At 61.2% G+C, this 23,678-nt stretch carries 25 protein-coding genes; 5 read left to right on the top strand and 20 right to left on the bottom strand.

From position 1 onward, the window contains the following. The 3 genes from ACYAR8_RS12400 to ACYAR8_RS12390 form a co-directional block, all read left to right on the top strand. Positions 1-1,449 (top strand): RHS repeat-associated core domain-containing protein (locus ACYAR8_RS12400; protein WP_463580040.1); only part of this gene is annotated, 1,449 nt, incomplete at its 5' end. After that, positions 1,446-1,706 carry an Imm32 family immunity protein gene (locus ACYAR8_RS12395; RefSeq protein WP_463580039.1) on the top strand — a complete coding sequence of 87 codons (261 nt, stop codon included), beginning with the start codon at positions 1,446-1,448 and terminating at the stop codon, positions 1,704-1,706. The genes ACYAR8_RS12400 and ACYAR8_RS12395, both read left to right, overlap by 4 nt. 97 nt (positions 1,707-1,803) lie before the next feature. Further along, complete coding sequence (locus ACYAR8_RS12390) at positions 1,804-2,001, top strand: hypothetical protein (RefSeq protein ID WP_463580038.1); 198 nt, start codon at positions 1,804-1,806, stop codon at positions 1,999-2,001. A gap of 992 nt (positions 2,002-2,993) precedes the next feature. Here ACYAR8_RS12390 and ACYAR8_RS12385 read toward each other — a convergent pair. Then, a complete protein-coding gene (locus tag ACYAR8_RS12385; RefSeq protein WP_074892340.1) occupies positions 2,994-3,488 on the bottom strand; it encodes a SprT family zinc-dependent metalloprotease in 495 nt (164 codons plus the stop codon). 319 nt (positions 3,489-3,807) lie between these two features. After that, entirely contained in the window at positions 3,808-4,410 is a 603-nt protein-coding gene (locus ACYAR8_RS12380) for a Yip1 family protein (protein ID WP_463580037.1), read from the bottom strand. Between the two features lie 429 nt (positions 4,411-4,839). Here ACYAR8_RS12380 and ttcA point away from each other — a divergent pair, with 429 nt between their 5' ends. After that, on the top strand, positions 4,840-5,664 hold the full coding sequence (gene ttcA / locus ACYAR8_RS12375) for a tRNA 2-thiocytidine(32) synthetase TtcA (RefSeq protein WP_463580036.1): 825 nt from the start codon (positions 4,840-4,842) through the stop codon (positions 5,662-5,664). Positions 5,665-5,879: 215 nt separating this feature from the next. Here ttcA and ACYAR8_RS12370 read toward each other — a convergent pair whose 3' ends face one another. The 16 genes from ACYAR8_RS12370 to arsC all read right to left on the bottom strand — a co-directional run bounded on the left by ACYAR8_RS12370 (position 5,880) and on the right by arsC (position 21,527). After that, complete coding sequence (locus ACYAR8_RS12370) at positions 5,880-6,797, bottom strand: dihydrodipicolinate synthase family protein (protein ID WP_463580035.1); 918 nt, start codon at positions 6,795-6,797, stop codon at positions 5,880-5,882. Between the two features lie 252 nt (positions 6,798-7,049). Further along, positions 7,050-8,087 carry a trans-3-hydroxy-L-proline dehydratase gene (locus ACYAR8_RS12365; protein ID WP_463580034.1) on the bottom strand — a complete coding sequence of 346 codons (1,038 nt, stop codon included), beginning with the start codon at positions 8,085-8,087 and terminating at the stop codon, positions 7,050-7,052. Between the two features lie 25 nt (positions 8,088-8,112). Next, positions 8,113-8,835, bottom strand: coding sequence for an amino acid ABC transporter ATP-binding protein (locus ACYAR8_RS12360; protein WP_074892335.1), 723 nt, complete (start codon positions 8,833-8,835; stop codon positions 8,113-8,115). Next, positions 8,828-9,478, bottom strand: a complete 651-nt coding sequence (locus tag ACYAR8_RS12355) for an amino acid ABC transporter permease (protein WP_108120509.1) — start codon at positions 9,476-9,478, stop codon at positions 8,828-8,830. Before ACYAR8_RS12355 ends, ACYAR8_RS12360 begins: the two co-directional genes overlap by 8 nt. Positions 9,479-9,488: 10 nt before the next feature. Continuing rightward, a complete protein-coding gene (locus tag ACYAR8_RS12350; RefSeq protein WP_065992814.1) occupies positions 9,489-10,154 on the bottom strand; it encodes an amino acid ABC transporter permease in 666 nt (221 codons plus the stop codon). Further along, entirely contained in the window at positions 10,147-11,919 is a 1,773-nt protein-coding gene (lhpI, locus tag ACYAR8_RS12345) for a cis-3-hydroxy-L-proline dehydratase (RefSeq protein ID WP_463580033.1), read from the bottom strand. Before lhpI ends, ACYAR8_RS12350 begins: the two co-directional genes overlap by 8 nt. A gap of 375 nt (positions 11,920-12,294) precedes the next feature. Further along, entirely contained in the window at positions 12,295-13,107 is an 813-nt protein-coding gene (locus ACYAR8_RS12340) for an ABC transporter substrate-binding protein (protein WP_074892332.1), read from the bottom strand. Between the two features lie 584 nt (positions 13,108-13,691). After that, positions 13,692-14,444 carry an AraC family transcriptional regulator gene (locus ACYAR8_RS12335; protein ID WP_074892331.1) on the bottom strand — a complete coding sequence of 251 codons (753 nt, stop codon included), beginning with the start codon at positions 14,442-14,444 and terminating at the stop codon, positions 13,692-13,694. Between the two features lie 126 nt (positions 14,445-14,570). Then, positions 14,571-15,854, bottom strand: coding sequence for an FAD-dependent oxidoreductase (locus ACYAR8_RS12330; protein ID WP_463580032.1), 1,284 nt, complete (start codon positions 15,852-15,854; stop codon positions 14,571-14,573). An 8-nt stretch (positions 15,855-15,862) separates the two neighbouring features. Beyond that, the gene (locus tag ACYAR8_RS12325; protein WP_074892329.1) at positions 15,863-16,099 is read right to left on the bottom strand and encodes a (2Fe-2S)-binding protein; all 237 of its coding nucleotides are present in this window, start codon (positions 16,097-16,099) and stop codon (positions 15,863-15,865) included. Continuing rightward, complete coding sequence (locus tag ACYAR8_RS12320; RefSeq protein ID WP_463580031.1) at positions 16,092-17,228, bottom strand: NAD(P)/FAD-dependent oxidoreductase; 1,137 nt, start codon at positions 17,226-17,228, stop codon at positions 16,092-16,094. Before ACYAR8_RS12320 ends, ACYAR8_RS12325 begins: the two co-directional genes overlap by 8 nt. Continuing rightward, the gene (locus ACYAR8_RS12315) at positions 17,225-18,175 is read right to left on the bottom strand and encodes a 4-hydroxyproline epimerase (protein ID WP_463580030.1); all 951 of its coding nucleotides are present in this window, start codon (positions 18,173-18,175) and stop codon (positions 17,225-17,227) included. The genes ACYAR8_RS12320 and ACYAR8_RS12315 overlap by 4 nt, the downstream gene beginning before the upstream one ends. A gap of 710 nt (positions 18,176-18,885) precedes the next feature. Further along, the gene (locus tag ACYAR8_RS12310) at positions 18,886-19,569 is read right to left on the bottom strand and encodes a GntR family transcriptional regulator (protein ID WP_463580029.1); all 684 of its coding nucleotides are present in this window, start codon (positions 19,567-19,569) and stop codon (positions 18,886-18,888) included. Between the two features lie 90 nt (positions 19,570-19,659). Beyond that, the gene (locus ACYAR8_RS12305; protein ID WP_065992830.1) at positions 19,660-20,331 is read right to left on the bottom strand and encodes a DNA-3-methyladenine glycosylase I; all 672 of its coding nucleotides are present in this window, start codon (positions 20,329-20,331) and stop codon (positions 19,660-19,662) included. A 240-nt stretch (positions 20,332-20,571) separates the two neighbouring features. Continuing rightward, positions 20,572-21,177: an NAD(P)H:quinone oxidoreductase gene (gene wrbA / locus ACYAR8_RS12300; RefSeq protein ID WP_463580028.1), complete on the bottom strand. Its 606-nt coding sequence runs from the start codon at positions 21,175-21,177 to the stop codon at positions 20,572-20,574. After that, on the bottom strand, positions 21,174-21,527 hold the full coding sequence (gene arsC / locus ACYAR8_RS12295; protein ID WP_463580027.1) for an arsenate reductase (glutaredoxin): 354 nt from the start codon (positions 21,525-21,527) through the stop codon (positions 21,174-21,176). Before arsC ends, wrbA begins: the two co-directional genes overlap by 4 nt. Positions 21,528-21,662: 135 nt before the next feature. On the opposite strand from arsC, the gene ACYAR8_RS12290 reads away from it, so the two are divergent. Then, positions 21,663-22,130, top strand: coding sequence for a TlpA family protein disulfide reductase (locus ACYAR8_RS12290; RefSeq protein WP_463580026.1), 468 nt, complete (start codon positions 21,663-21,665; stop codon positions 22,128-22,130). 49 nt (positions 22,131-22,179) lie between these two features. On the opposite strand, the gene ACYAR8_RS12285 is transcribed toward ACYAR8_RS12290, so the two are convergent. Both ACYAR8_RS12285 and ACYAR8_RS12280 read right to left on the bottom strand, forming a co-directional pair. Further along, a complete protein-coding gene (locus ACYAR8_RS12285) occupies positions 22,180-22,692 on the bottom strand; it encodes a GNAT family N-acetyltransferase (RefSeq protein ID WP_463580025.1) in 513 nt (170 codons plus the stop codon). Positions 22,693-22,842: 150 nt separating this feature from the next. After that, positions 22,843-23,622 (bottom strand): AraC family transcriptional regulator, encoded by a 780-nt coding sequence (locus ACYAR8_RS12280; protein WP_463580024.1) that lies wholly within the window; start codon positions 23,620-23,622, stop codon positions 22,843-22,845. Positions 23,623-23,678 lie beyond the last annotated feature (56 nt).

Below are 23,678 nucleotides of genomic sequence, written 5' to 3'. Positions count from 1 at the left end.
GAACTGCTCAGCTACGAGCGCGACGACCTCCACCGCGAGATCAGCCGGCACCAAGGCAATAACCTGCTGCAAACCCAGCAATGGGACCCGGCGGGACGCCTCCAAGAACAACTACTGGGCCGAGCAGACGATAAAACCACGCTCATCAAACGCGCCTACACCTACGATGCCGCCGGCCAGCTCACCGACATCAACGACAGCCGTCGCGGCCCGCTCTCCTATCGCTACGACCCGGTAAGCCGCCTGCTAAGCGCCACCAGTCGCCTCGGCACCGAAACCTTCGCCTTCGACCCTGCAAGCAACCTGCTCAACGAAACCGCCGCGCCGGTCCGCCGCCCACTAGACCCCAAACCGACTCAAAACAAACTCGTGGACAACCTCCTGCGCGACTACGCAGGCGGCCACTACGAATACGACGAACGCGGCAACCAGACAGAGCGCTGGACCAACGGCCTGCGCAGCGAACTGCACTGGGACCTCTTCGATCGTCTGGTGCACTTCTGCGATCCGCGCCTTACCGTAGACTTCGGCTACGACCCACTCGGAAGGCGCCTCTACAAACTCTCAAAAGCCCATTACCGACCCCGCCCAGAAGCCGGTACTGGCTGGAACGAAAACGAACACGCCCGCAAAGAGCGAGAACTCGGCTGCGGCTTCACCCTGTACGGCTGGGATGGCGACACCCTCGCCTGGGAAAGCAGCCCCCCGCCGTACGCCGGAGCTCTCGGCCGCACTGTCCACTACATCCACGAGCCTGGCACATTCGTCCCGGTGGTCCAGGCCATCCGCCACGAAACAATCCGACTCGTGAGTCAGCCGACGTATCAGGGCCGCTACAACTTCAAGGAAGACCCGCTCTGGAACTACAAACCGGTGGCGCTGCCGATCAACGCCCTCGCCTGGTACCAATGCGACCACCTCGGCACGCCCCAGGAAATCACCGACCAAAACGGCAACACCGCCTGGAGCGCCGAATACAAAGCGTGGGGCGAGGCGAAGGAACAGCGCTCTGATTTCGCCCAACAAATCGGCCTCACCAACCCGATCCGATTCCAGGGCCAATACCACGACCACGAAACCGGCCTGCACTACACCCGGCATCGGTACTATGATCCAAAGGTCGGGCGGTTTATCAGCAAGGATCCGATCAGCTACGTGGGCGGATTGAACCTCCATGTTTATGCGCCGAACCCGGTATCGTGGATTGATCCAACGGGCTTGGCGAGCTCGGGGCGTTGGGAGCCGGTAGGTACAGGCCGAATACGACTCGACCCGCCCCATGTGCAAAACACTAATCAGCAGGTTCATGCTCACTGCCAATGCAAGTCCAGAAAGAAAGAAATTGTTGTAAATCAAGACGGCTCACAGAGTCACGGCTCACGTGGTGATGTAGATGATTTGACGCGTAAAGAGAAAGATTACCTTCGATCGCAGGGATTCAACATATGAAAAATCTTACGCCTTTTACCGTACATGGCACGGCCACTGGCAGTAATAAAAATATTCAACTTGATGAGATATCAATTATCGCGGATTCCGAAACCATGAGAGCTTTGGGGGATTTTCTGATCAATGCAGCCGACGAAATGGCCGAGTTCGGCTTAGAGCACCTCCACCTCCAAGACTTGGTTGAAAATTTTTCCCCTGACACTCATGTGGATTTCATCGCCCTGAACCGGAAAATTGTCGAACTTAAAAAAGACTAGCCAAAGTTAAAGGGGACGGACCCCTTTAACTCTTGACCCCTTTAAGTCTTCTGTTTACCTGTTATGAATCGGCTCGGCGTGAGGGACGGGATTTCAGATGATTGAAAACCAGGAAGTGCTCGAAATAGAGGAACTTGAAGCGCAACTAATAGCTCGGGAAGTGTCGTTCGACCAGCTAAGGCGCCAGTACGCAAAATTCTTATTGGAACTGCTGAATGACGGAAGAATAAGGTCGATTTCTGAAGAAAGACGTTTAGAGCTTGTTTTTTTCTCAGAGATTCAGTCGGTCGTGTGAAGTTGGATGTGGACGATATTGTCGTGAAAGCTCAAGTCTCGAAGCTCTGCGCTATGGAGCGAACACGAGGCACGCAGGAATTAGAATTATCGATTTTTGCTCGCTGCGTGATCTTCTGTTTCAGAGACGGAAAACAGTGGGCAGCTGAGGATTCTGGTGATCCGACACCTCTTTATTTATATTTTATAACTCTGAAGAGAGTTCTTCCTAAGATGAGGCAGGAATTTGTGACGTTTATACGAGAGCTTTTGCACCCCCGTTGGGGTGTGATGGGTGAGTGCGGAAACCATAGATTACTCTCAGGTCGAAGGGGGGTGGCTACCTTTAGCTTGGTCACACGTTTGCGGTAAGGGTTGTTAGAAAAGCCTGTCTTCGGACAGGCTTTTTTTATGGTTTTTTTTGTTGCTGGCTGTTGGCTGCCAGGCAGGTGCAAAACCTGTGGGAGTCAGCTTGCTGAAGAATGCGGTGGGTCAGACGAGATGGCCGCCACAGACAGATCGCGTTCGCGGGCAAGCGCGCTCCTACAGTGGATCTGCGTTGGCCGGGATTCGGCGTCATGCGCACAACCTGTGGGAGCCGGCTTGCTGGCGAAGGCGGTGGGTCAGGCGAGATGGACGCCGCAGACAGACCGCGTTCGCGGGCAAGCGCGCTCCTACAGTGGGTATGCGTCGAACCGGGAAATCGCGGTGGTACGGAGAACCTGCGTCCAGCGTGTGGGAAAATCTGAAGGCCTGCGCATAACCTGTGGGAGTCAGCTTGCTGACGAATGCGGTGGGTCAGGCGAGATGGACGCCACAGACAGATCGCGTTCGCGGGCAAGCGCGCTCCTACAGTGGGTATGCGTCGAACCGGGAAATCGCGGTGGTGCGCAGAACCTGTGTCCAGCGTGTGGGAAAACCTGAAGGCATGCGCACAACCAAGGAGCCGGCTTGCTGGCGAAGGCGGTGGGTCAGGCGCGATGGACGCCACAGACAGACCGCGTTCGCGGGCAATCACTCCACCCGCGTCTCGCCGCTGAACACCAGAATCCCCCGGCAGCGCTTGCACAGATAGCGGCGGCCCTTGCGCACCAGCTTGTGGCGCTGGGCGGTGAAGGGGAAATCGCTTTCCGGGCAGGGGCAGCGGTAGATGTAGCGGGTCACGCTGCGGCGCTGGATTTCGTAGGTGTGGCAGCGATTGGGCGGCAGCTCGTAGACGCCGCGCATGATCAGCTGCCATTCCTCGCCATGGGGCTGAATGGTGTCGCCGAACAGTTGATAAGCCACCAGGTGCGCCACCTCGTGAGGAACGGTCTGGCGCAGAAAGTCTTCGCTGTTTTCGAGGTACAGCTGCGGATTGAAGCGCAGCATGTTCTCGTGCAGATGGGCCACGCCGGCCTTCTGGCCGCGCAACTTGACGCTCACGACCGGACGTTTGAAGGGGCGCTTGAAGAAATCTTCGGCTTGCTGGTAGCAGGATTCGACGCGGGTGTTGAGTGGTTCGAGCATGCTTCATCGGTCTCCAGAGGAAGCGAGTATGCCGCAAAGGTCTTGTCCCGCCAAAACCCCAGGCGCCGAATGGTCTGCTTGAATGGAAGGCGCGCGTTCGCCTCGAAAGCGTCCGGCCCGACATGACCCGACATGACCCGACATGAGACAACCTGGCCTGGCCTGGCACCGCGCACCCTCTGTAGGAGTGAGCTTGCTCGCGATTGCGATCTATCAGGTAAAACCACGTAACCGTCGAACCGCGATCGCGAGCAAGCTCACCCCTACAGGGGACGGGTCTCGGCGACATGATGCAGTGTTCCGGCGGATCGGGGCCTGATCAGATCGTGTACTCCGGCCCGATCCCCACGCCCCACAGCACCACCGTAAACGCCATGATCGCCACCAACACCACCAGCCCGACCGCGAGCACCGAGCTTGAGAACATGAAGCCGTCCTCCGGGTGTACGCCCATGAACACCGGCAAACCGACGTACAGCAGGTACACGGTGTAGCAGACCGCGGCCAGCCCGACCATCATCCCCAGCCACATGTGCGGGTAAATCGCGGCCATACCGCCGAGGAACAGCGGCGTCGCCGTGTAGGTCGCAAATGCCACGCAGCGCGCCAGGCTGGGCGTGGCGTCATAGGTGCGCGCCATCCAGTGGATGAAGCCGCCCATGACGGCGACCCCGGCGAGCATGGCGAAGTACGACATCAGCGCCATCCACACCGCGCTGGCGCTGGTCAGCACGACCGGCGGACGATCGCCGATCATCCAGCCCACCTGGGTGGTACCGATGTACGCCGACACGGCGGGGATCGCCGCGAGGATCAGCGTGTGAGTGAGGTAAAGGTGGCCGATGCTTTCTTCACCCTCGCCACGTATCTGTTGCCATTCCTGATCGGGGTGGGTGAACAGCCCCAAGACGTGATGAATCATGTCCGTTACTCCCGCGAAGTGTGCCGCCGCTTCAGACGAAGCGCCCGACTGCAGATGCCGTCAGGACAAGGTCACAATCGATCAAGGGAAATGGCTGCGACCTCTCGGATCAGTATAGAAAGCTGAGCACCCGAAAACCGGCTGCGTTAGAGCGATTGAGGTGTTCAAGGGTTTGGCTAATAGCGGTTGGTAATCAGCCGCCCATTCAAACCGATGCACGAGTAAGGCTTTTTTAGGCGCCGGCTTGCTGGCGAACCTGGCACGGCAGAGACCTCGTTGTCGACTGGACGCGCGAATTCGCCAGCAAGCCGGCGCATACAGCGGGGCCAGCTTCACGATAGCGATGCATTACCCAACCGGGGCTTTTTGCGTAAAATGCCGACCCTTTCCCCCCATCACTTCAGACCACAGCGAGCGGATACCAGCGCCATGGGCACCCTTTCAGTCAATCAGAACAAACTGCAGAAGCGTCTGCGTCGGCTCGCGGGCGAAGCAGTGGCCGACTACAACATGATTGAAGAGGGCGACAAGGTGATGGTCTGCCTGTCCGGCGGCAAGGACAGTTACACGCTGCTGGACGTGCTGCTGCATTTGCAGAAAGTTGCGCCGATCCACTTCGACATCGTCGCGGTGAACATGGATCAGAAGCAGCCGGGTTTCCCCGAGCACGTCCTGCCGGCGTACCTGGAACAGCTGGGCGTCGAGTACCACATCGTCGAGAAAGACACCTACTCGGTGGTCAAGGAATTGGTCCCCGAGGGCCGGACAACCTGCTCCCTGTGCTCGCGGCTGCGTCGCGGCACGCTGTACACGTTTGCGGATGAAATCGGCGCGACCAAGATGGCCCTCGGTCACCACCGCGACGACATCGTCGAGACGTTCTTCCTGAACATGTTTTTCCAGGGCAGCATCAAGGCCATGCCGCCCAAGCTGCGCGCCGACGATGGCCGCAACGTGGTGATCCGTCCGCTGGCCTACTGCGCCGAGAAGGACATTCAGGCGTATTCGGACATCAAACAGTTCCCGATCATCCCGTGCAACCTGTGCGGCTCCCAGGAAAACCTGCAGCGTCAGGTGGTCAAGGACATGCTGCAGGAATGGGACCGCAAAACCCCGGGCCGCTCCGACATGATTTTCCGCAGCCTGCAGAACGTCCAGCCGTCGCAACTGGCGGACCGCAACCTGTTCGATTTCACCAACCTGCGCATCGACGAAACCGCCGCCTCGCGGTTTGTGAATGTGGTGAATGTGTAAGGGCGAATGCGCCGGCTCATGCGCCGCAAAACCGTAGGAGCGTGGCTTGTCCCGCGACCGGCGACGCAGTCGTCGTGAAACCTGCAAACGCGGGGCACCTGACTCCCCCGCAGTTGTCAGTTTGCTGCCGCTTCGCGTCAGATCGCGGGACAAGCCACGCTCCTACCGTAGATGGTGCGGGGTTCACGTATTCGTTCACCCCATCAAAGCGCGTGTTACAACCCCACCTCCGGCAATACCGGCCTGTTCGCCAACGCTGTCTTCATCAATTTCTCGACATATTCCCGGTCGCTGTCCGGCAGCGCCAGACGCGGTGGGCGGGTGAGGGCGCTGCCGCGTTCCATGATCGCTTCGCACAGCTTGATGCACTGCACCAGGTCCGGACGCGCATCCAGGTGCAGCAGCGGCATGAACCACTCATACAGCGCCATCGCCTCGGCAAAGCGCCCCGCCTTGGCCAGACGGAACAGCGTCTCGCCCTCTTTCGGGAAGGCGTTGGACATCCCCGACACCCAGCCCACCGCGCCCACGGCGACGCTTTCCACCAACACGTCATCCAGCCCGGCAAACAGCACGAAGCGATCGCCGACTTCATTGCGCACGTCGATGAAGCGGTTGGTGTTGCCCGACGAATCCTTGAAACAGACGATGGTGTCGCAGTCCGCCAGGGAGATGAGAATGTCCGGCGTCACGTCGTTCTTGTAGATCGGTGGGTTGTTGTACACCATCATCGGCAGGTCGGTGGCGGCGGCCACGGTGCGGAAGTGCGTGGCGGTTTCGAAGGGCTTGGCCGAGTACACCAGCGCCGGCATCAGCATGATCCCGTCAGCCCCGGCTTTCTGCACTTGCTTGGCAACGTCACAGGCGTTGGCGCTGGTGAACTCGGCAATGCCGGAAATCACCGGCACGCGCCCGGCCGAGGCATCTTTGGCCGCTTCCACCAGGCTGATCTTTTCAGCGACGCTCAGGGAGGTGTTCTCGCCCACGGTCCCGCAGATCACCAGCCCCGACACGCCATCGCGCACCAGGTTGGAAATGACCTTGTGGGTCGCCTCCAGATTGAGGGAGAAATCGTCATTGAATTGCGTGGTAACGGCAGGGAAGACCCCGCTCCAGGATACGGACTGGCTCATGATTGACTCCTGATTGGATAAAGGTATTTCGTATACGCTTAATTTCGGACGAATCACGCCTAACGATTGCTGCGTTTAATCAGTACTTCATGCCGCCCCCGATCCTTTGTAGGAGTGAGCTTGCTCGCGATGCGGCGTGTCTGCGACGGATGCGGTGACTGACACAACGCCTCGCGAGCAAGCTCACTCCTACAGGGTTTTGCATTCATTCAGAAAAATCGGTTTCGCATTTATTGAAAGCAGCCGCAGCATTTACAACTTCAACCCCACCGGCCACGTGTCACTCAACTTGTACCCCTCCGGCCACGGGTCGCTCGGGTCGAGCATGTGCTGGTGCGTTCCGGTGATCCAGGCCCGCCCGGACAGGCTCGGGATGATCGCCTTGCGCCCGGCCACTTCGGTCTCGCTCTGAATCTTGCAGTGAAACTCCGAGCCAATGATCGAACGCCCGATAAACCGGTCGCCCACCTTCAGCTGGCCCTTGGCATGCAACACCGCCAGTCGCGCCGAACACCCGGTGCCGCACGGCGAGCGGTCGATCTTTCCCGGGCGAATCACCACCGCGTTCGCCGCGTGGGCCACACCGCCGTCAAAACTGACCGGCGCGGCGATCTGGCAGAAGGAAATGTGATTCCAGTCCTTATTCAGTGGATGGCTGAACCCCAACTGCTCGTTGGCCGCCTTGGTGATTTTCAGGCCGGTTTCCACCAGGTCCTTCGCTTCATCGGCGGTCAGGGAAAAGCCCAGCTTCACCGAGTCGACGATGGCAAAACTGTCGCCGCCATAGGCGGTGTCGACCTGAATCGAACCCAGCCCCGGCACTTCGATCCACACGTCCAGCTGATCGGCGAAAGAAGGGTGGTTGTGCACCTCGACGCTGGTCACCTTGCCGTCGCGGCACTGGGCTATCGCCTCGATCAGGCCACCGGGCGCCTCAAGAATCAGGCGGGTTTCCGGCTCGGTCATCGGCAGGATTCCGCTGTCCAGCAGCACTGTCGCCACGCACAGGGAGTTGGAGCCAGACATCGGCGGCACGTCGGCCGGTTCCATGATGATCCAGCCCATCTGCGCTTTCGGGTGCTTGGGCGGCACCAGCAGATTGACGTGGCGGAACACCCCGCCGCGCGGCTCGTTGAGCATGAAATTGCGCAGCACGTTGTCCTTCTCGATCCAGCGCGACTGCTCCCAGATCGTCTCCCCCGGCGGCTGCGCAACCCCGCCGACAATCACATCGCCCACCTCACCCTCGGCGTGACAACTGACCACATGAATCACTTTCGATGAGCGCATGACCTAAAATCCTCCTGAGCAGGCTCTAGTTGATTGATCGCAAAAAATCCGCCGTCTCCGGCCGTTGCGGGTGGCCGATCACCTGATCCGGCGTGCCGATCTCGTGCACCAGCCCGTTGCGGAAAAACGCCACGCGGTCGGAGACATCCCGTGCGAAGCGGATCTCATGGGTCACTAGAATCATGGTCATGCCGTCCTCCGCCAACATGCGCATGGTGTCCAGCACCTCGCCCACCAGTTGCGGATCGAGGGCCGACGTGGCCTCGTCGAACAGCATGTAATCCGGCGACATCGCCAGCGCCCGGGCAATCGCCATGCGCTGTTGCTGACCGCCCGACAACTTGCCGGGAAACACCTTGAGCTTGTCGCCCAGGCCGACATGGGTCAGTTGCTTAACCGCAAGCGCCTCGGCTTCGGCCTTGCTTTTGCCCAGCACGGTGCGCGGGGCCAGCATGACGTTTTCCAGCACCGTCAGATGGGGAAACGCGTTCCACTGCTGAAACACGATGCCGATCTTCTGCCGCAGCTTGTTGATGTCTGTGCCTCTGGCGTGAACCTCGGTGCCGTCGACGCGAATGCTGCCGCTCTTGATCGATTCCAGCCCGTTGATGCACATCAGCAGCGTCGACTTGCCCGAGCCCGAACCGCCGATGATCGACACCACTTCGCCCTTGTTCACCTGCAGGCTCACGCCCTTGATGACCTCAAGCTCGCCGAATGACTTGTGCACGTTGTCGATCTCAATCATTTTCCTGCCACCTCGTTTCCAGCCGGGCGCCCAGGCGAGCGACCACCAGACTCATGACGTAATAAATCAGGCCGGCGATGCACAGCACCAACAGCGGCTCCTGAATGCGCGTGACGATGGTTTGCGAGGCGCGCAGCAGTTCGACGATGCCGATCCACATCACCAGCGCGGTGTCTTTCATCACCCCCAGCAGCAGGTTGATCCAGCCGGGAAACGCCACGCGGGTGGCCATCGGCATGACGATCTGGCGCAGGTCCTGCCAGTAGGTCAGGCCGAGCGAGCGGCTGGCGCGGCGCAGGGTGAGCGGCACAGACAGCACGCCGCTGCGCACGATCTCCGTGCAGTACGCGGTGACGTACAAACCCAACACCACGCAGGCGACGGCGAATGCGCTCCAGTTCAGGCCGACGATGCTTTTCAGCGCGTTGAACAGCACGAACTGAATCAGCAATGGCACGCTGCGAAACACGTCCAGCACCCAGGCCAGCGGAATCGTGCTGCGCGGCAGCAGGGCGCGGGCCATGCCGCAGACCACCCCGGCCAGGGTGCCGATGAACATCGACACCACCGTCAGCAAAATCGTGACCCACGCGCCTTGCAGCATGAATTGCAGGTCGTTCCAGGTGAATGTGCTCTCGAACATGCTCATCTCCTCAGTACCGGAACAGCCGCCAGGACAGCAGCCGGGCAACGGCCACGATCAGCTTGGCGATCAGGTAATAGAGCACCGCCGCAATGGCGAAGAATTCAAAGGTGCGGAAGGTCTTGACGTTGTAATCCTGGGTCACGCCGGTGAGGTCGTTGTTGAGGCCGACGATCACCCCCATGGATGTCATCAGCACGGCCCAGACCATCTGGTTGGTCAGCGGATAGAAAACGATGCGCAGCAACTGCGGAATGACGATCAGCCGATAGGCCTGGGGCGCACTCATGCCCAGCGAACGGGCGGCGCGCAACTGGGTGTCGGGCACGGCCTTCAGACCGCCACGGAAGTTCTCCGCCAGATAGCCCGCGTTGTTGATGGTGATGCCGGCGAGCAACGCGGCCCACGAACTGATGTGCAGCCCGAACGAGCCCAGGCCGAAATACAGGATGTACACCTGGAAGAGCGACGGCGTATTGCGCGCGATGGAAATCCAGGTGGCGGCGAAACCCCGGAACAGGCGGTTTTTGCCCTGGCGCATGAACACCAGAAACAGCGCGATGGTGACGCCGAGGATCATCGACAGCGCGGCGGTTTCGAAGGTCACCCACGCGCCGTTGAGCATGTCGGGCAGGGCTTTGAACGCCGCGCGCCAGTGGAAGTTGTAATCAAACATCTGCGCTGACCTCCGCTTGGTGCGCCGCCATCAACCAGACCGGCAGGCGCCCGCTGGCAACCCCGGTGATCGCGCTGTGTACGCATTCGGCCAGGCTGGCGAAATGAACGCGACGCCCCACCAGCCCGGGGGCGTAGTGCGCGTACTTGCCGGAGTTGGTCATCAGGTTGCGCGCGGTCGGCGGAATCACCGGTTCGCCGAGCATGCACCAGCAGGTGTCCGTGACAAACTGCACGCCGAAGTTTTCGAGCGTCTCGACATAGCCGGCTTGCTCCGCGCGCTCCAGGGTGGCGCGGCCACAGGTAATCACGATCGCCACATTTTCATGCTTGCGCTGGCTGCCACACAGGTGCGCCAGGGTCGCGCATTCGCTCAGGGAGAAATGCGGATTGCCCAACGTCACCGCGTCCACTTCCGGCGTTTGCGCGCTGTTCAGTTCGCCCCAGCTGTGCAGCAGGTCCGCCGGGCTGACCCTCAGGGTTTTCTCCGGCGCGTGCCCGCCCAATGCGAGTTCGGCGGTGGTGGCTTCGGGCGTCACGCCGGCGATATGAAACATCGGCGCAGCGGAGGTGGTGGCGAACGCAGCGCCAAACGCCTTGAGGTCATCCAGCGTTGGCGCCTTGGTTTCCAGCCCGCAGATCACCGGGATCGTGGCGCCGCAGAGCAGCCCGACGTGATAGCCCAGCAGCGGATAGAAACTGTCGTCGAGGCCTTCCAGCGCGGGGGCATCAATGCGCAGGGTCGCCAGCCGTTGTTGGGTCAGGTGGCAGCCGATCTTCGGCGCGCGGCCGGTCAGGGCGATGCAGATGTCGAGGTAGTCCGGGTACTTCAGGGTGCGCGCGCCGATCACACTGTTGGCGTACACCACCGCGTTGGATTCGGCCCAGACGATCTGCTCGCCCAGCTCCGGTGCGCTGTCCAGCAGGTACGGCGCGCAGGTAAAACTCATCCGCGCGCCCATCTCCAGATACGCATCGCCGAGCTGGCTGGCCGGTTCGCCGAGGGCCGGATCGACACCCAGTTCGCGCCAGCGGCGTTTGTCCACGGAAATTGAATTGAGGGTGGTGGGCACGCGCACCTTGGCGCCCCATGTCACCAGTTGCCGCGCGAAACGCAGGCTGGCCGGTCCTGTATAGATGCAGCCGTCGATGTGCGCCTGGGTGATGTCCAGCAGTTCGGTTGCGCCCTGCAGCTCGGCCATGCGCAGGATGATGCCCATCGCCACCTGCGCAGCGTTGCCGTAAGCGCCGTCGAGAAAACCCTGATCGGTTTCGGTGAGTGAAATCTGAGTGATCGGGCGGTGACTCGCCTGTTTTGTTTGATCGCGAGGGAGAGGCGGTGGCGGGGAAGCAAAGCCGCTGACGCAATCATCCTCGACCCGCACGAAAGCGACGTTCCGCAGCGCTGCAAAACCCGCTTCGCCGAGGCTGATCACCGGAATCGAATGGCCGAACATGTGCTCGGCGATCAGCACGCCGAGGGTGAGGATGTCTTCCACGCGTTCGAAGACCAGTGCGGCCGGCGCGTGGCCATTGAGGATCAATTCCAGCAACACGCTGCTGCCGGTGCACGAACCGCGGCCGCTGGGAATCGCCAGCACCCGGCCGTTGATGAACTGGCCGCTGAGGGGGTGATGACGGTCGATCACTTCACCGGTAAACGGCTCGACCCCGCCCCAGAAACTCAGGCCCACGTCGGCGTACAGCAACTCACCCTGAGCGCTGCCGGAGACGAGACAACGCCCGTTCAACGAGACTTCAGACATCGTGGGCTCCTGAGTAATGAACCGGTTCCAGCGTGGGTGCCGAGTGATGATCGTTCCCACGCTCCGCGTGGTAACGCCGCTTTTGTTTGATCGTTCCCACGCTCCGCGTGGTAATGCCGCTTTCAACGCTCCGCGTTGCGCTTTTCTGACGCAGAGCGTCAGGCCCTGCATTACCACGCAGAGCGAGGGAACGATCAGCACCGATGTTGTGTGCGCCGACGATTGCCTGCTTTGCCGAGATCCACTGTAGGAGTGAGCTTGCTCGCGAATGCGGCGTGTCAGTCGACATCTTCGTGTCAGACCCACCGCGTTCGTCCGATCGCGGCCCGCAGCAAGCCACGCTCCTACACGGTCCGCGCCCTCTGATCGTTCCCCTCAGTAATAGACGCCCGGCACGGTCAGGTCCACCGGCTTGCCGCTCACCCATTTTTCATACAGCTCGGCATAGCGCCCCGAGCGCACTTGCTGGTTCACGAACAGGTTCAGGTAATGAATCAGCCCGTACTCATTACGCTTCGCCGCAAGGGAAACGTAGTCGATGGTGTAGGGCGCATTGCCCGCAATCTTCAGGCCTTTGTACTTGCCGGATTTGAGCGTGGCGGCGGCGACGGTGTTCGTCACCACGGACGCTTTGATGTGGCCCTGGGCGACGGCGAGGATGGTGTCGTTCTGGGTCTGGTAGGCGCGGAAACTGCCGCTGCCCCATTTCTTCTGATCCTTCTCCAGCGCGATCGCTTCGAACGTGCCGCTGGTGTTGCCGACATCCTTGCCCTTGAGGTCGTCGTAGCTGTTGATGCCGGCGTCGTCGCGGGTCAGCACCACCATCTGGAAGGCGAAATACGGGATGCTCATCGCCACCGTTTTCGCCCGCTCCAGGGTGTCCGAGGTCGACGCCACGATCACGTCAGCGCGCCCTGAAACCAGTGCAGGAATGCGGTCCGGAAACGGCGTTTCCACTACTTCGGCGGTGACGCCCAGCACCTTCGCCAGGTCGTTGCAGTAATCAACGTCAAATCCGACCGGATTGTTCTTGTCGTCACGGGACCCCATCGGCGGGAAGTCCAGGGTCACGGCGCAGCGCAGCTTGCCGGAGTCGATGATGTCATCGAGCTTGTCGGCCAGCGCGGTGTTGATAAAGGCAGAGCTCATGACGGCGAGGAGGGCGACGGCGACAGCTTGGTTTTTCATAGAAGCCTCGGTGCGTGCAAAGGGAGAAACGGCCGGATAAGTAATTTCGTATACGATATTTGATATGCACGCAACGTGCCCGTTTTGCCAGTAAGCCGTGGAAGGCTCTGGATCAACAGGCTCGTGGATAGCCGCGTGGTTTGAGAGAGGAGAGGGGTGTTACATAAAGGAGCAGGAATGCGTGGCGTGCTTCATTGATGGACGTTGCAGTGCGCGAATAATCCAAAAATCGCCCCGCCTCGATCATCCAATACTGTCGGCCCCGGCCGGTCTTACTGTCACACCGCGATCAACCTGTGGGACCGGCTTTAGCCGGGAAGGCGTCTGTCGCCACACCCGAGATCTATGCTGTTCACACTGGCCCCTTCCCGGCTGAAGCCGGTCGCACATAGGCACCGCGATCATCCAGTGTCATCGGCTAAAGCCAGCCCTTTTGTCACACCGCGATCAACCTGTGGGACCGGCTTTAGCCGGGAAGGCGTCGGTTGCCACACCCGAGATTTAAGCTGTTCACACTGGCCCCTTCCCGGCTGAAGCCGGTCCCACAAAAGCTCTGCGATCATCCAGGGAGGATGGCAGCGAACTCAAATGCGCCTTTGCGAACCCCGATACTCACTCGGCGAAGCCCCGGTCAACGCCTTGAACTGGCGGCTGAACGCGCTGTGATCGGTGTACCCGCAGCGCAGGGCGATCTCGGTGATCGACAGGTCTTCCTGCAACAACCGCGACGCTTCACCCAGCCGCGCCTTGTGGATCATCTGCCGTGGTGTGAGCTGGAAGATGCGTTTGCAGTGCCGCTCCAGCTGGGCGATGGACAGTCCTGCAATGGCGGTCAGTTGCTCAAGAGTGATGGGCCGCGCGAAGTGTTCGCGGATGTAGGCGTCGACCTCGACCAGCTTCTGATACGCCGGATGGGTCGTCTGCAGGATTTGCAGATCCCGGGAAATCCCCGCCAGCCCGATGATCGCGCCGTGCCGGTCGCGCAGGGCGATCTTGTGGGTCAGGCACCAGATCGGCTGATTGCCGTAATAAAGGTGCAGCTCCAGCTGATCGCTCAGCTGCCTGCCATCCGCCAGCACGCGGCGGTCCTGAGCGGTGTACAGCGGGCCGAAGCGCGCGGGGAAGACTTCCTCGGCGGTCAGCCCGACGATTTGGTTCTTCTCCTTGAAACCGCAGCGCTGCACCAGCGTCTGGTTGACCAGCGCATAGCGCGCCTGAGCATCCTTGACGAAGAACACCACCCCGGGAATCGCATCGAACAGCGGCGCGACCAATTCCAGGCTGGCGAGCAGTTGATCGAGGTCGTGCAAGGGCGCGGTGGGGATGAGGTCAATCATGTTCACGGGCGGGAAGGCCGGGCGGGAGGATGGAATCGATGATGCGGGATGTTGGGTGCGGCGGCTAGTCGGCGGGCGACTGATCTGCGGGGACAGATTGATTTACGGTGAAGCGCTGTAAATAAATCAGTCCCCTTTGAACGAAACAGATTCGCCCTCATCCAGGCAGGCTAGGGTGGAGATCCGCGCCGGGCTGAAGGGTGGGCGCAACAACGGCGGTTCCCAGCCGAACAACGTCTGCGCCGCCGTCCCGCAGATACGTCCCTGACAGGCGCCCATTCCGCACCGGGTGGAGAGTTTGGCGCTGGTCCAACTGCCATGTTGCGCAAGGTCTGCGTAACGCACGTCCTCACAGCGGCAGACTATCGTTTCCGGCATCGCCAGTTGTTTCAGCGCCGGATTCAGGCGGAACGCCGTGTTCAACCGATCCGCAAAACCCTGCCAGCGCTGCCGCTCACCCCTCAAGCCTTGGGCCATTTCGCGTTCGCCGACCGCCACAAGCCCGGCAATACGGCCCTCGACCAATGCGAGTTCGCTGCCGCCGAAACCGGTGCATTCACCCGCTGCGAAGTGATCGGCCAGACTGCTCGCCTGCCAGTCATCCACCACGATGGCCTGATCTCGGACGGTACAGCCCAGTGCTTGGGCGATCTCGACATTGGGGACCAGACTGAAACCGCAGGCCAGACGATCGCAGGCCAGTTCCTCAACCTTGTCGCCCACCTGAACGCGCACGCCTTCCAGCCGATCCGTGCCCAACGCCGCCAGCACATGGGCCGACGTTCGATAGGCGGCGCTCGCCAAGGTTACCGCCTGAATCGCTTTGTTCGGCCAGCGCCACAACCCGGCGGCAAACCCGGCGACGGCGCTCAAGGGTGCCTGCTCGGCAACGCGTACGACCTTGGCACCGTGCTTTTGCGCGGTCGCCGACGCTGCCAGCAACAGCGGGCCGGTCCCGGCAATCACGATGCGTTCATCAGCGACCGCCAGCCCGCCTTTGATCAGCGCCTGCAAACCGCCGGCGCCGGTGACGCCCGGCAGTGTCCAGCCTGGGAAGGGCAGCAGTCGCTCCCGCGCGCCGGTGCACAGAATCAGTGTGTCGTAACTCAACACCCAGCCGCGCTCGGCATCCTCCAGCAACAGCCGCTTGGGCCCGGCCAGCGCGACGACTTTGCAGCCGCTGTGCAGACGAATGTTGCTGAAACCCTGCAACTGCCCGCGCATGTCGTGAGCCTGTTTCGGCACCTGAGCGTTGGGGCCGTCGCGCCAGATCTGCCCGCCCGGCAGCGGGTTGTCGTCGAGCAGGGCGATGTTCAGCCCGCGAGGCGCCGCAGCCAGAGCAGCTGCCATGCCCGCCGGACCGGCGCCGATGATCAGCAGATCGACATGTTCGGTCGTTGACGCGTTCACGGCCACGGTCATGGCTGAGTCTCGACGCGCATGCCGTCGCGGCAGAGCGTCTGGCAGGCCAATCGGCGCAGGCCGTCGATGCTCACCCGGCACTCCTGACAAATACCCATGCCGCACAAGGGCGCGCGACGCTGGCCGCTGACTGACGTGCGGCTGCAACGATCGCCGCTCGACATCAGCGCGGCGGCCACGGTGGTGCCCTGGGCGAAGCGAAAGGGCTGACCATCGATGCTCAATTCAGGCATGGGCGCGGGCTCCGATAAAGCGTTGCGGCAGATAGGGTTCAAGGTCGATGGGTGGCGGGGTGCGCAGCATTTGCGCGGCGAGCAAGCGGGCGGTGCCGGTTGCCGTTGTGACGCCGAGGCCTTCGTGCCCGACCGCCAGCCACAGGCCGGGTTGATGCGGGTGCTCGCCAATCAGCGGCTGACCGTCGGGGCTGGCGGAACGAAAGCCGGTCCAGCTGCGAAGGCCAGTCATGTCGCCCAGGCCGGGGAGAAAATCCATGGCCCGGCGCAGCATCCGCCCGAGCATGGCCGCGTCCACTTCAGGGTCATGGTTGTCGAACTGCCGCGATGAGCCGATGAACAACTGGCCGGTCGGACGCTGCTGCACATTGAACGCTACCGACGGGCCGTTGCCTTTGTGGGCGCTGGTGACGTAGCCCAATTCGACCAGCGTGTGGCTGATCTGCGCGGGGTAACGGTCGGTGATCAGCAGGTGGCCCTTCTTGGCTTGCAGCGGTAAATCGGGACAGAGTTCGCGGGCGTAGATGCCGCTGGCCAGCACGACGGCAGGGGCTTGCAGCCATTCACCACTCGCCAGCCGAACACGGTTGCCCTGAACCTCAGCGACCTGCGCATGACGCTGAACCACTCGGGAAGACTGGCGCTGCAACAGCCAGCGCGCGGCATTGGGCGCGTACAGAATGCCGTCGCCGCTGACCTTCAATGCGCCGAGCAGGCCGGATCGCAATGACGGCTCGGCCGTTGCCAGTTCGGCGCCGGACAGCAACTCGCAGGCCAGTCCGTATTCGCTCAGCGCCGCATGCTTGCGCTCGGCTTCTTCCATTTCCTCTTCATTGCAGGCCAGCCACATCGTGCCGTTGGTGCGCATCGCACAGTCGTCCGGCATCTGCGACGCCAGCTCGCGCCAGGCCCTGACCGAATATTCCCCCAGCGCCAACTCGGCAGCGCTGTGGTCCAGCACCACCAGATGGCCCATGCCCGCAGCGGTCGCGGCGGGGCGCTGACCATCCAGCACCAGCACATGCAAACCCTGAGACGCCAGCTCATCCGCACACGCCGCGCCGACGATGCCGCCGCCAATGACGATCACGTCGGCGGCATGGCCTTGCAGGGTGGCGGCGTCGGTCATGAGCGAATGCCCCAGGCGAATGGGTCTTCGTCGTCCAGCAACAAGGTGGCTTCGGCGCTGATATAGGCGCGGCCACGAATGGTCGGCACGATGCGGTCGCCCGTCTGCCGCTCGCCTTGCTCCCAAACGAAGCTGCCTTCGAACTGGCTGCCGATCACGCTGGCCTGCTGCCATAAGGTGCCGGGTTGAAGTTTGCCGTCTGCTGCCAGGCACGCCAGTTTGGCGCTGGTGCCGGTGCCGCAGGGCGAGCGGTCGTAGGCTTTGCCGGGGCAGAGCACGAAGTTGCGGCTGTCGGCGTGATCGTCGTCCGCGAACAGCTCGATGTGGTCGATGACGCCGCCGTCTTCGCCGCGAATGCCCTGGCTTTCCAGCGCCTGACGGACCTTCCAGGTGTAATCGGTGAGGGCGTCGAGGTTATCGGCGGCGACGTTCAGGCCGTGGTCGGCGATCAGGAAAAACCAGTTGCCGCCCCAGGCGATGTCGCCGGTCACGCTGCCCAGTTCCGGCACCTCGACCACGAAGTTTTTGCGGTAGCGGTAGGAGGGCACGTTGTCGACGCTGACCGAGCGGTCCTCGTGGAGCGTGGCCTGAACTGTGCCGACCGGGGTTTCGATGCGGTGCACGCCAGGGCCGATCCTGCCCAGATGCGCCAGCGACACCACCAGCCCGATGGTGCCGTGGCCGCACATGCCCAGGTAGCCGCTGTTGTTGAAAAAGATCACCCCGGCGCAGGCCTCGGGATCCACCGGCTCACATAACAGCGCACCGACCAGCACATCGCTGCCGCGGGGTTCTAGCACGGTGGCGGCGCGCCAGTCATCGAACTGCTCAGCCAGACGCTGACGCCGCTCGGCCATGCTGCCCCGCCCAAGATCGGGAAATCCGTCGAGCACCAGCCGCGTCGGCTCGCCGCCGGTATGAGAATCGAGGATCTGGATGCGTTTCATGTATTCCCCTGTCGGACTGAGTCTGGAACTGGCTACGACGATTGCTGGTGGGACCGCGTACACCCGATGTAACTGGCTACAACGATCCCTGTGGGACCGGCTTCAGCCGGGAAGGCGTCGGTCGCCACGCTGCAAGATTTGTGGTGTAAACACTGGCCTCTTCCCGGCTAAAGCCAGTCCCACTAAAAGCGCTGCGTACGCGCCGATGTCACTGGCTACCACGATCCCTGTGGGACCGGCTTCAGCCGGGAAGACGTCGGTCGTCACGCTGCAAATTCTGTGGTGCCAATGCTGGCCTCTTCCCGGCTAAAGCCAGTCCCACTAAAAGCGCTGCGTACACCCGATGTAACTGGCTACCACGATCCCCGTGGGACTGGCTTCAGCCGGGAAGGCGTCGGTCGCCACACCCGAGATCTATGGTGTTCACACCGGCCTCTTCCCGGCTAAAGCCGGTCCCACTAAAAGCGCTGCGTACACCCGATGTCACTGGCTACCACGATCCCTGTGGGACCGGCTTCAGCCGGGAATGCATCGGTCGCCACGCTGCAAGATTTGTGGTGTGAACACTGGCCTCTTCCCGGCTAAAGCCGGTCCTACAGATCGCGGCGCGGAGCCACTTCACTATTGAGGCAAGAGTGCCGCGATCGACGTCCAAGGTCTTGACCGATTTCACCCTTCTCAATGACGAAATCGGCACAGTCGTCAGTCGCTCAGATCTCGCTGAGAACGGCGTGGGGCAGGTGGGCGTAGAGGGTTCGGCAGACGCCGATGATGTGGTGCTCGATCAGTTCGGCGGCTTTGTCTGCGTCACGATCGGCACAGGCCTTGAGTATCTCGCGGTGTTCCAGGTCAGCGCGCTCTTTGCCTTCGTCGAAGCTCATCTGTACCCGCAGGTAGCGTTCGACCTTGTCGTGGATCGAGCGAATCATGTTCAGCAAAAACGGCCGCTGCGCCGCTTCATACAGGCAGGTGTGAAACGCCCAGTTCAGCTCGGCCCAGCGCCCGATGTCGTCGTCGCGCATGAATTCGTCACAGATGGCCCGGGCCCGATCCAGCTGAGGGGCGGTCATTCTCGGCACGGCGAGGCGGATGGCTTGGACTTCCAGCAGCACCCGCACTTCAAAGATCTGCGCCAGTTCCGGCTCGGAAATCCGCGTGACCACGGCACCCTTGTTGCGCTGAAACTGCACCAGCCCTTCGGCTTCCAGGCGCTTGAGCGCTTCACGCACAGGGATCTTGCTGACGTTGAACACGCGGGCGATGTCGTCCTGACGAATCGGCTCGTCCTCGGCGAACTGGCCGGAGATGATCGACTCGCGCAGGTACTTGGAAATCACCTCGGACGCGGAGGGCGCGACGCCGAGGTTGGGGGCGTCAGGGAGAAGGAAAGGCACGCGAACGACTCGAGAGGGGCTGATGCCGAATATTGTATACGACCTCCGATTTGTTACGCGCTGTGTCTTCTCCGTCGGTAAAAAAATGGATCAGTGGTTCGCCGTGTACGACAGCATCATCGACAGCTGACACATCGGCCGCCCGCTGTCCGCATGCCACTGATTAAACGCCGCTTGCACCGCCGCCTGATCGCGCTGGCTGCTGGGCACCCGATCGACGATCTTCTGCGCATTGAGCGCTGCGACCACATCATTGCTGGGAATGAAGGTGTCCTTGCCGACCATCCGCAAAAAGCGTGGCGACGACAGCCCGCCCATCTGATTGCCGTGCTTGAACAGGTAACGCCACAACCCGACGATATCGGTCACCGGCCATTCAGCGATGAAATTGCCGAAGCTGCCGTGTTCGTGGGCGATGTCGAGGATCAACTGGGCGTTGCGCGGCACGCTCTTGAGCTTGCCCAAGTGACGGATGATCCGCGCGTCCTGCATCAGGCGTTCAAGGTGATCGCCGCCCATCAGCGTGACCTTTTCCGGATCGAAGCCGAAGAAGGCCTGCTCGAAAGCCGGCCATTTGGCGTCCACCAGGCTGTGCTTGAGACCGGCACGAAACACCCGCAACGCCATGGTCGACAGGTAGCGGTCGTCGCTGAGGGCTTTCAGTTTTTTCGGCGTGGCGGGGGTCGGCAGATGCGCCTCGAGGGCGGCGACGGAACCAAAGCGGTTGAGACAGTATTCATGGAGCCATTTGTAGTCTTGCATGCCCTCTCCAAAACAAAATTCATGTGCGCGATTGCTGGCGTAGCGCATTTCTCACTGTTTACGGCAGACCCTGTAGGAGCGCGCTTGCCCGCGAATACGATCTGTCTGAAACATATTTATTTACTGATTCACCGCAATCGTCCGGACGCGGCCCAGACCAGACGCCCCTACAGCGCCCTGTGTTTGACCCGGTTTGAGCAAGGGGTTCCAGCAATCGCGCGCGAGCAACGCCTTGGGCTATTAACCCTTGGGCGGATCAAGCAACAACGCGGTTTTCGCCAGCCGCTGACCCAGCGCGCGACACAACGCCGTTTCGTGCTCATCCAGCGCGCGTTTGCCGTCGGCACCGGCGTGATGACTGGCGCCATACGGCGTGCCGCCGCCACGGGTTTCGATCAACGCCGCTTCGCTGTAGGGCAGGCCGCTGATGAGCATGCCGTGGTGCAGCAGGGGCAGCAGCATCGACAACAACGTGGTTTCCTGGCCGCCGTGCAGGCTCGCGGTGGAGGTGAACACGCTGGCCGGTTTGCCCACCAGTGCGCCGGTCAGCCACAGGTTACTGGTGCCGTCGAGAAAGTACTTCAGCGGCGCGGCCATGTTGCCGAAGCGGGTCGGGCTGCCCAAGGCCAGGCCCGCGCAGTTTTTCAGGTCATCCAGAGTCGCGTACAAAGCGCCGGCGTCCGGAATGCTCGGCGCCACGGCTTCGCAGTCGGTAGACACCGCCGGCACTGTGCGCAGGCGCGCTTCCATGCCGGTCATCTCGACGCCACGGGCGATCTGCCGCGCCATCTCTGCGGTCGCGCCGTTACGGCTGTAAAACAGAACCAGAATGTACGGCGCGCTCATGGCAGGATCTCCAGGATGTTTTCCGGCGGACGGCCAATCACGGCCTTGTCGCCGACGACGAGAATCGGGCGTTCGATCAACTGGGGATGGGCCGCCATGGCGGCGATCAGTTGTTCGTCGCTCAGGCTGGTGTCAGCGAGGTTCAGGGTTTTGTACTCGTCCTCACCTTTGCGCAGCAGCGCGCGGGCGCCGATGCCGAGCTTGCCCAGCAGGTCGCGCAGTTGCGCAGCATCGGGCGGAGTGTCGAGGTAATGAATGATGGTCGGCGTCAGGCCGCGGGCTTCAAGCAATTCCAGCGCGCCACGGGATTTGGTGCAACGCGGGTTGTGATAAAGCGTGAGATCGGTCATTTGCGGGTCGCATCTTGCCTGAGGTGGCGGCTATTCTACCTGCGTCACGGTAACGACCGGTAACACGCGGTGAGCGATGCGCGGCCGGCGTCGCGTCTCTCTAGAAAGAAAGAGCATCCAGAAGGAAACAGCATCATGGCAAGGCGATTGACAGCGGCGGCAGCACTGATTGGAAGTCTGTTGCTCAGTGGGTGCGGCGTGGACCTCGGCACAGATCAGAATGGCGAAAAAGTCGCCAGCAGCCGCGTCGACAAGCACTGGCTGGTGGTCAATTACTGGGCGGAATGGTGCGGCCCGTGCCGGACCGAAATCCCCGAACTGAACACCCTGTCCGAGCAGGTCAAAGGGCAGAACGTCAGCGTGTTCGGCGTCAATTTCGACAACCTTCAGGGCGAAGACCTGAAGAGCGCCAGCAAAGCGCTAGGCATCACCTTCACCGTGCTGGCCCAGGACCCGGCCGAACAATACGACCTGCCGAAAAGCGAAGCCCTGCCGGTGACCTACATCATCGACGACAAGGGCAAAGTGCGTGAGCAGTTGATGGGCGAACAGACCGCGGCAGGGGTGATGCAGAAGCTGGCGGAGTTGAAGGGGAAGGGCTGAGGCCGATCATGGGCGGTCAGCTTAATTGCCCGACGGCATTGCTCGCGGATTAACGCTCATCGGCCAGAAGCGCCCAGCGCTCGTGATCGCACCAGACCCCGGCGATCTGCAGGTATTTCGGGGAGAACCCCTCTTTCCGAAATCCCAGGCGTTTGACCAGCGCGATTGAACGCACATTTTCAGGTTGAATATTGGCTTCAATACGGTGAAGCCCCAGCTCCTCAAAGGCATACCTGGTCGTCAGTCCCACCGCCTGGGACATCCTTCCCGTCCCGGCAAACGAGACCATGCCCCAGTAGCTGAGGTAGGCGTTCTGAAAGCCTTTATAGAAAATCTGGCTGAGGTTGGTCACACCCACAATCTGGCCGGATTCTCTATCGCGAGCCACGAGCCCAACGCTGGCGCCTGTGGTTTGAGCGGAGTACCACTCCTCGAATCCTGCAGTGGTTGTGAAGGGCTGTACCCATCGACCGTGGTAATCCCGGCTTTCCCGATTCGCGTGGAGAAGCTCGTCGAGGTCGGTGCGCGTCACGCGGGCAAGCTTAACGTTGGACATTTCCATGTGAGTGCCCCACTAGTTAAAAGAAAACTGATGCTCTGGCGACTCCTGAAGTGGCTGGCATTTCTTTCTTCATCTGTTCCGGCACATGGTTGAAGGTCTAGCCTGTAGCGTGCAGGATCGGGTTGGATGGTACAGCGATTCTTACACCCATCAACTTGATCTAGAAATTGCCGCTTTGCTGATCAGTGTCTGCGCTCGCACATATTGTCCTGGCGTAACACCCATTATCCGACGGAACATGGCAATGAAAGCACTAATATTTTCGTAGCCAAGCTCAATCGCCGTTGTCGTCACTGACATCCCCTCGACCAATAGTTGAATAGCGCGCAACGTGCGTGCACGTTGACGCCATTCAGAAAAACTAAAACCGGTTTCAGCGACCAGACGCCGGGCAAGTGTTCTAGGTGCCATACCTGACCAAGCAGCCCAATCCTCAAGTGATCTATTGTCATCAAGATGAGCAAGTATCGCATCGGTGATACGCCTCAAGCGCGGGTCATTGGGGTGCGTCAGACCGATGGGTTCAGCGGGTGAGGTAGCAATTTCATCCAAGATGACTGCTGCAACCCGCGACTCCATTTCGTTGCGGGGTGGTTGTCCCCACGACGCAGCGCGGCTTACCGCTTCGCGCAGCAAACTGCTGACCCTAAATGTGCATGGCATTTGATGCAGGATCCCGCAATCTTGCTCCGCGATATAGACCATCGCTCCTGCAAAAGCGCCATGTGACATCATCGCGTGTGCGACACGGGGAGGTATCCAAATGGCATGGGTAGCCGGCACTACCCATGAGCCGCCGTCAGTGCTGACGGAAAGCAGCCCGGCAAGGCTTGCGATTAGTTGGCCTGTCGTATGAGTGTGGGGCGCCGTTTCGCGGATCGCGCGGTCGCGTTGCTCTATCGCCAACAGTGGCATAAGCGCGCGGTTCATGGCTGGTTTACGTTATCCAATGTCATATCCGAGGTAGCCATATCCTGAATGCCTAA

The organism is Pseudomonas sp. HP_01, assembly GCF_055284355.1.
This window is presented reverse-complemented; position numbering and strand designations above follow the sequence as displayed.

Coding starts and splice junctions, on each gene's coding strand:
- ACYAR8_RS12395 (WP_463580039.1), top strand. CDS start 1,446: ATGAAAAATCTTACGCCTTTTACCGTACATGGCACGGCCACTGGCAGT.
- ACYAR8_RS12390 (WP_463580038.1), top strand. CDS start 1,804: ATGATTGAAAACCAGGAAGTGCTCGAAATAGAGGAACTTGAAGCGCAA.
- ACYAR8_RS12385 (WP_074892340.1), bottom strand. CDS start 3,488: ATGCTCGAACCACTCAACACCCGCGTCGAATCCTGCTACCAGCAAGCC.
- ACYAR8_RS12380 (WP_463580037.1), bottom strand. CDS start 4,410: ATGATTCATCACGTCTTGGGGCTGTTCACCCACCCCGATCAGGAATGG.
- ttcA (WP_463580036.1), top strand. CDS start 4,840: ATGGGCACCCTTTCAGTCAATCAGAACAAACTGCAGAAGCGTCTGCGT.
- ACYAR8_RS12370 (WP_463580035.1), bottom strand. CDS start 6,797: ATGAGCCAGTCCGTATCCTGGAGCGGGGTCTTCCCTGCCGTTACCACG.
- ACYAR8_RS12365 (WP_463580034.1), bottom strand. CDS start 8,087: ATGCGCTCATCGAAAGTGATTCATGTGGTCAGTTGTCACGCCGAGGGT.
- ACYAR8_RS12360 (WP_074892335.1), bottom strand. CDS start 8,835: ATGATTGAGATCGACAACGTGCACAAGTCATTCGGCGAGCTTGAGGTC.
- ACYAR8_RS12355 (WP_108120509.1), bottom strand. CDS start 9,478: ATGTTCGAGAGCACATTCACCTGGAACGACCTGCAATTCATGCTGCAA.
- ACYAR8_RS12350 (WP_065992814.1), bottom strand. CDS start 10,154: ATGTTTGATTACAACTTCCACTGGCGCGCGGCGTTCAAAGCCCTGCCC.
- lhpI (WP_463580033.1), bottom strand. CDS start 11,919: ATGTCTGAAGTCTCGTTGAACGGGCGTTGTCTCGTCTCCGGCAGCGCT.
- ACYAR8_RS12340 (WP_074892332.1), bottom strand. CDS start 13,107: ATGAAAAACCAAGCTGTCGCCGTCGCCCTCCTCGCCGTCATGAGCTCT.
- ACYAR8_RS12335 (WP_074892331.1), bottom strand. CDS start 14,444: ATGATTGACCTCATCCCCACCGCGCCCTTGCACGACCTCGATCAACTG.
- ACYAR8_RS12325 (WP_074892329.1), bottom strand. CDS start 16,099: ATGCCTGAATTGAGCATCGATGGTCAGCCCTTTCGCTTCGCCCAGGGC.
- ACYAR8_RS12320 (WP_463580031.1), bottom strand. CDS start 17,228: ATGACCGACGCCGCCACCCTGCAAGGCCATGCCGCCGACGTGATCGTC.
- ACYAR8_RS12315 (WP_463580030.1), bottom strand. CDS start 18,175: ATGAAACGCATCCAGATCCTCGATTCTCATACCGGCGGCGAGCCGACG.
- ACYAR8_RS12305 (WP_065992830.1), bottom strand. CDS start 20,331: ATGCAAGACTACAAATGGCTCCATGAATACTGTCTCAACCGCTTTGGT.
- wrbA (WP_463580028.1), bottom strand. CDS start 21,177: ATGAGCGCGCCGTACATTCTGGTTCTGTTTTACAGCCGTAACGGCGCG.
- arsC (WP_463580027.1), bottom strand. CDS start 21,527: ATGACCGATCTCACGCTTTATCACAACCCGCGTTGCACCAAATCCCGT.
- ACYAR8_RS12290 (WP_463580026.1), top strand. CDS start 21,663: ATGGCAAGGCGATTGACAGCGGCGGCAGCACTGATTGGAAGTCTGTTG.
- ACYAR8_RS12285 (WP_463580025.1), bottom strand. CDS start 22,692: ATGGAAATGTCCAACGTTAAGCTTGCCCGCGTGACGCGCACCGACCTC.
- ACYAR8_RS12280 (WP_463580024.1), bottom strand. CDS start 23,622: ATGAACCGCGCGCTTATGCCACTGTTGGCGATAGAGCAACGCGACCGC.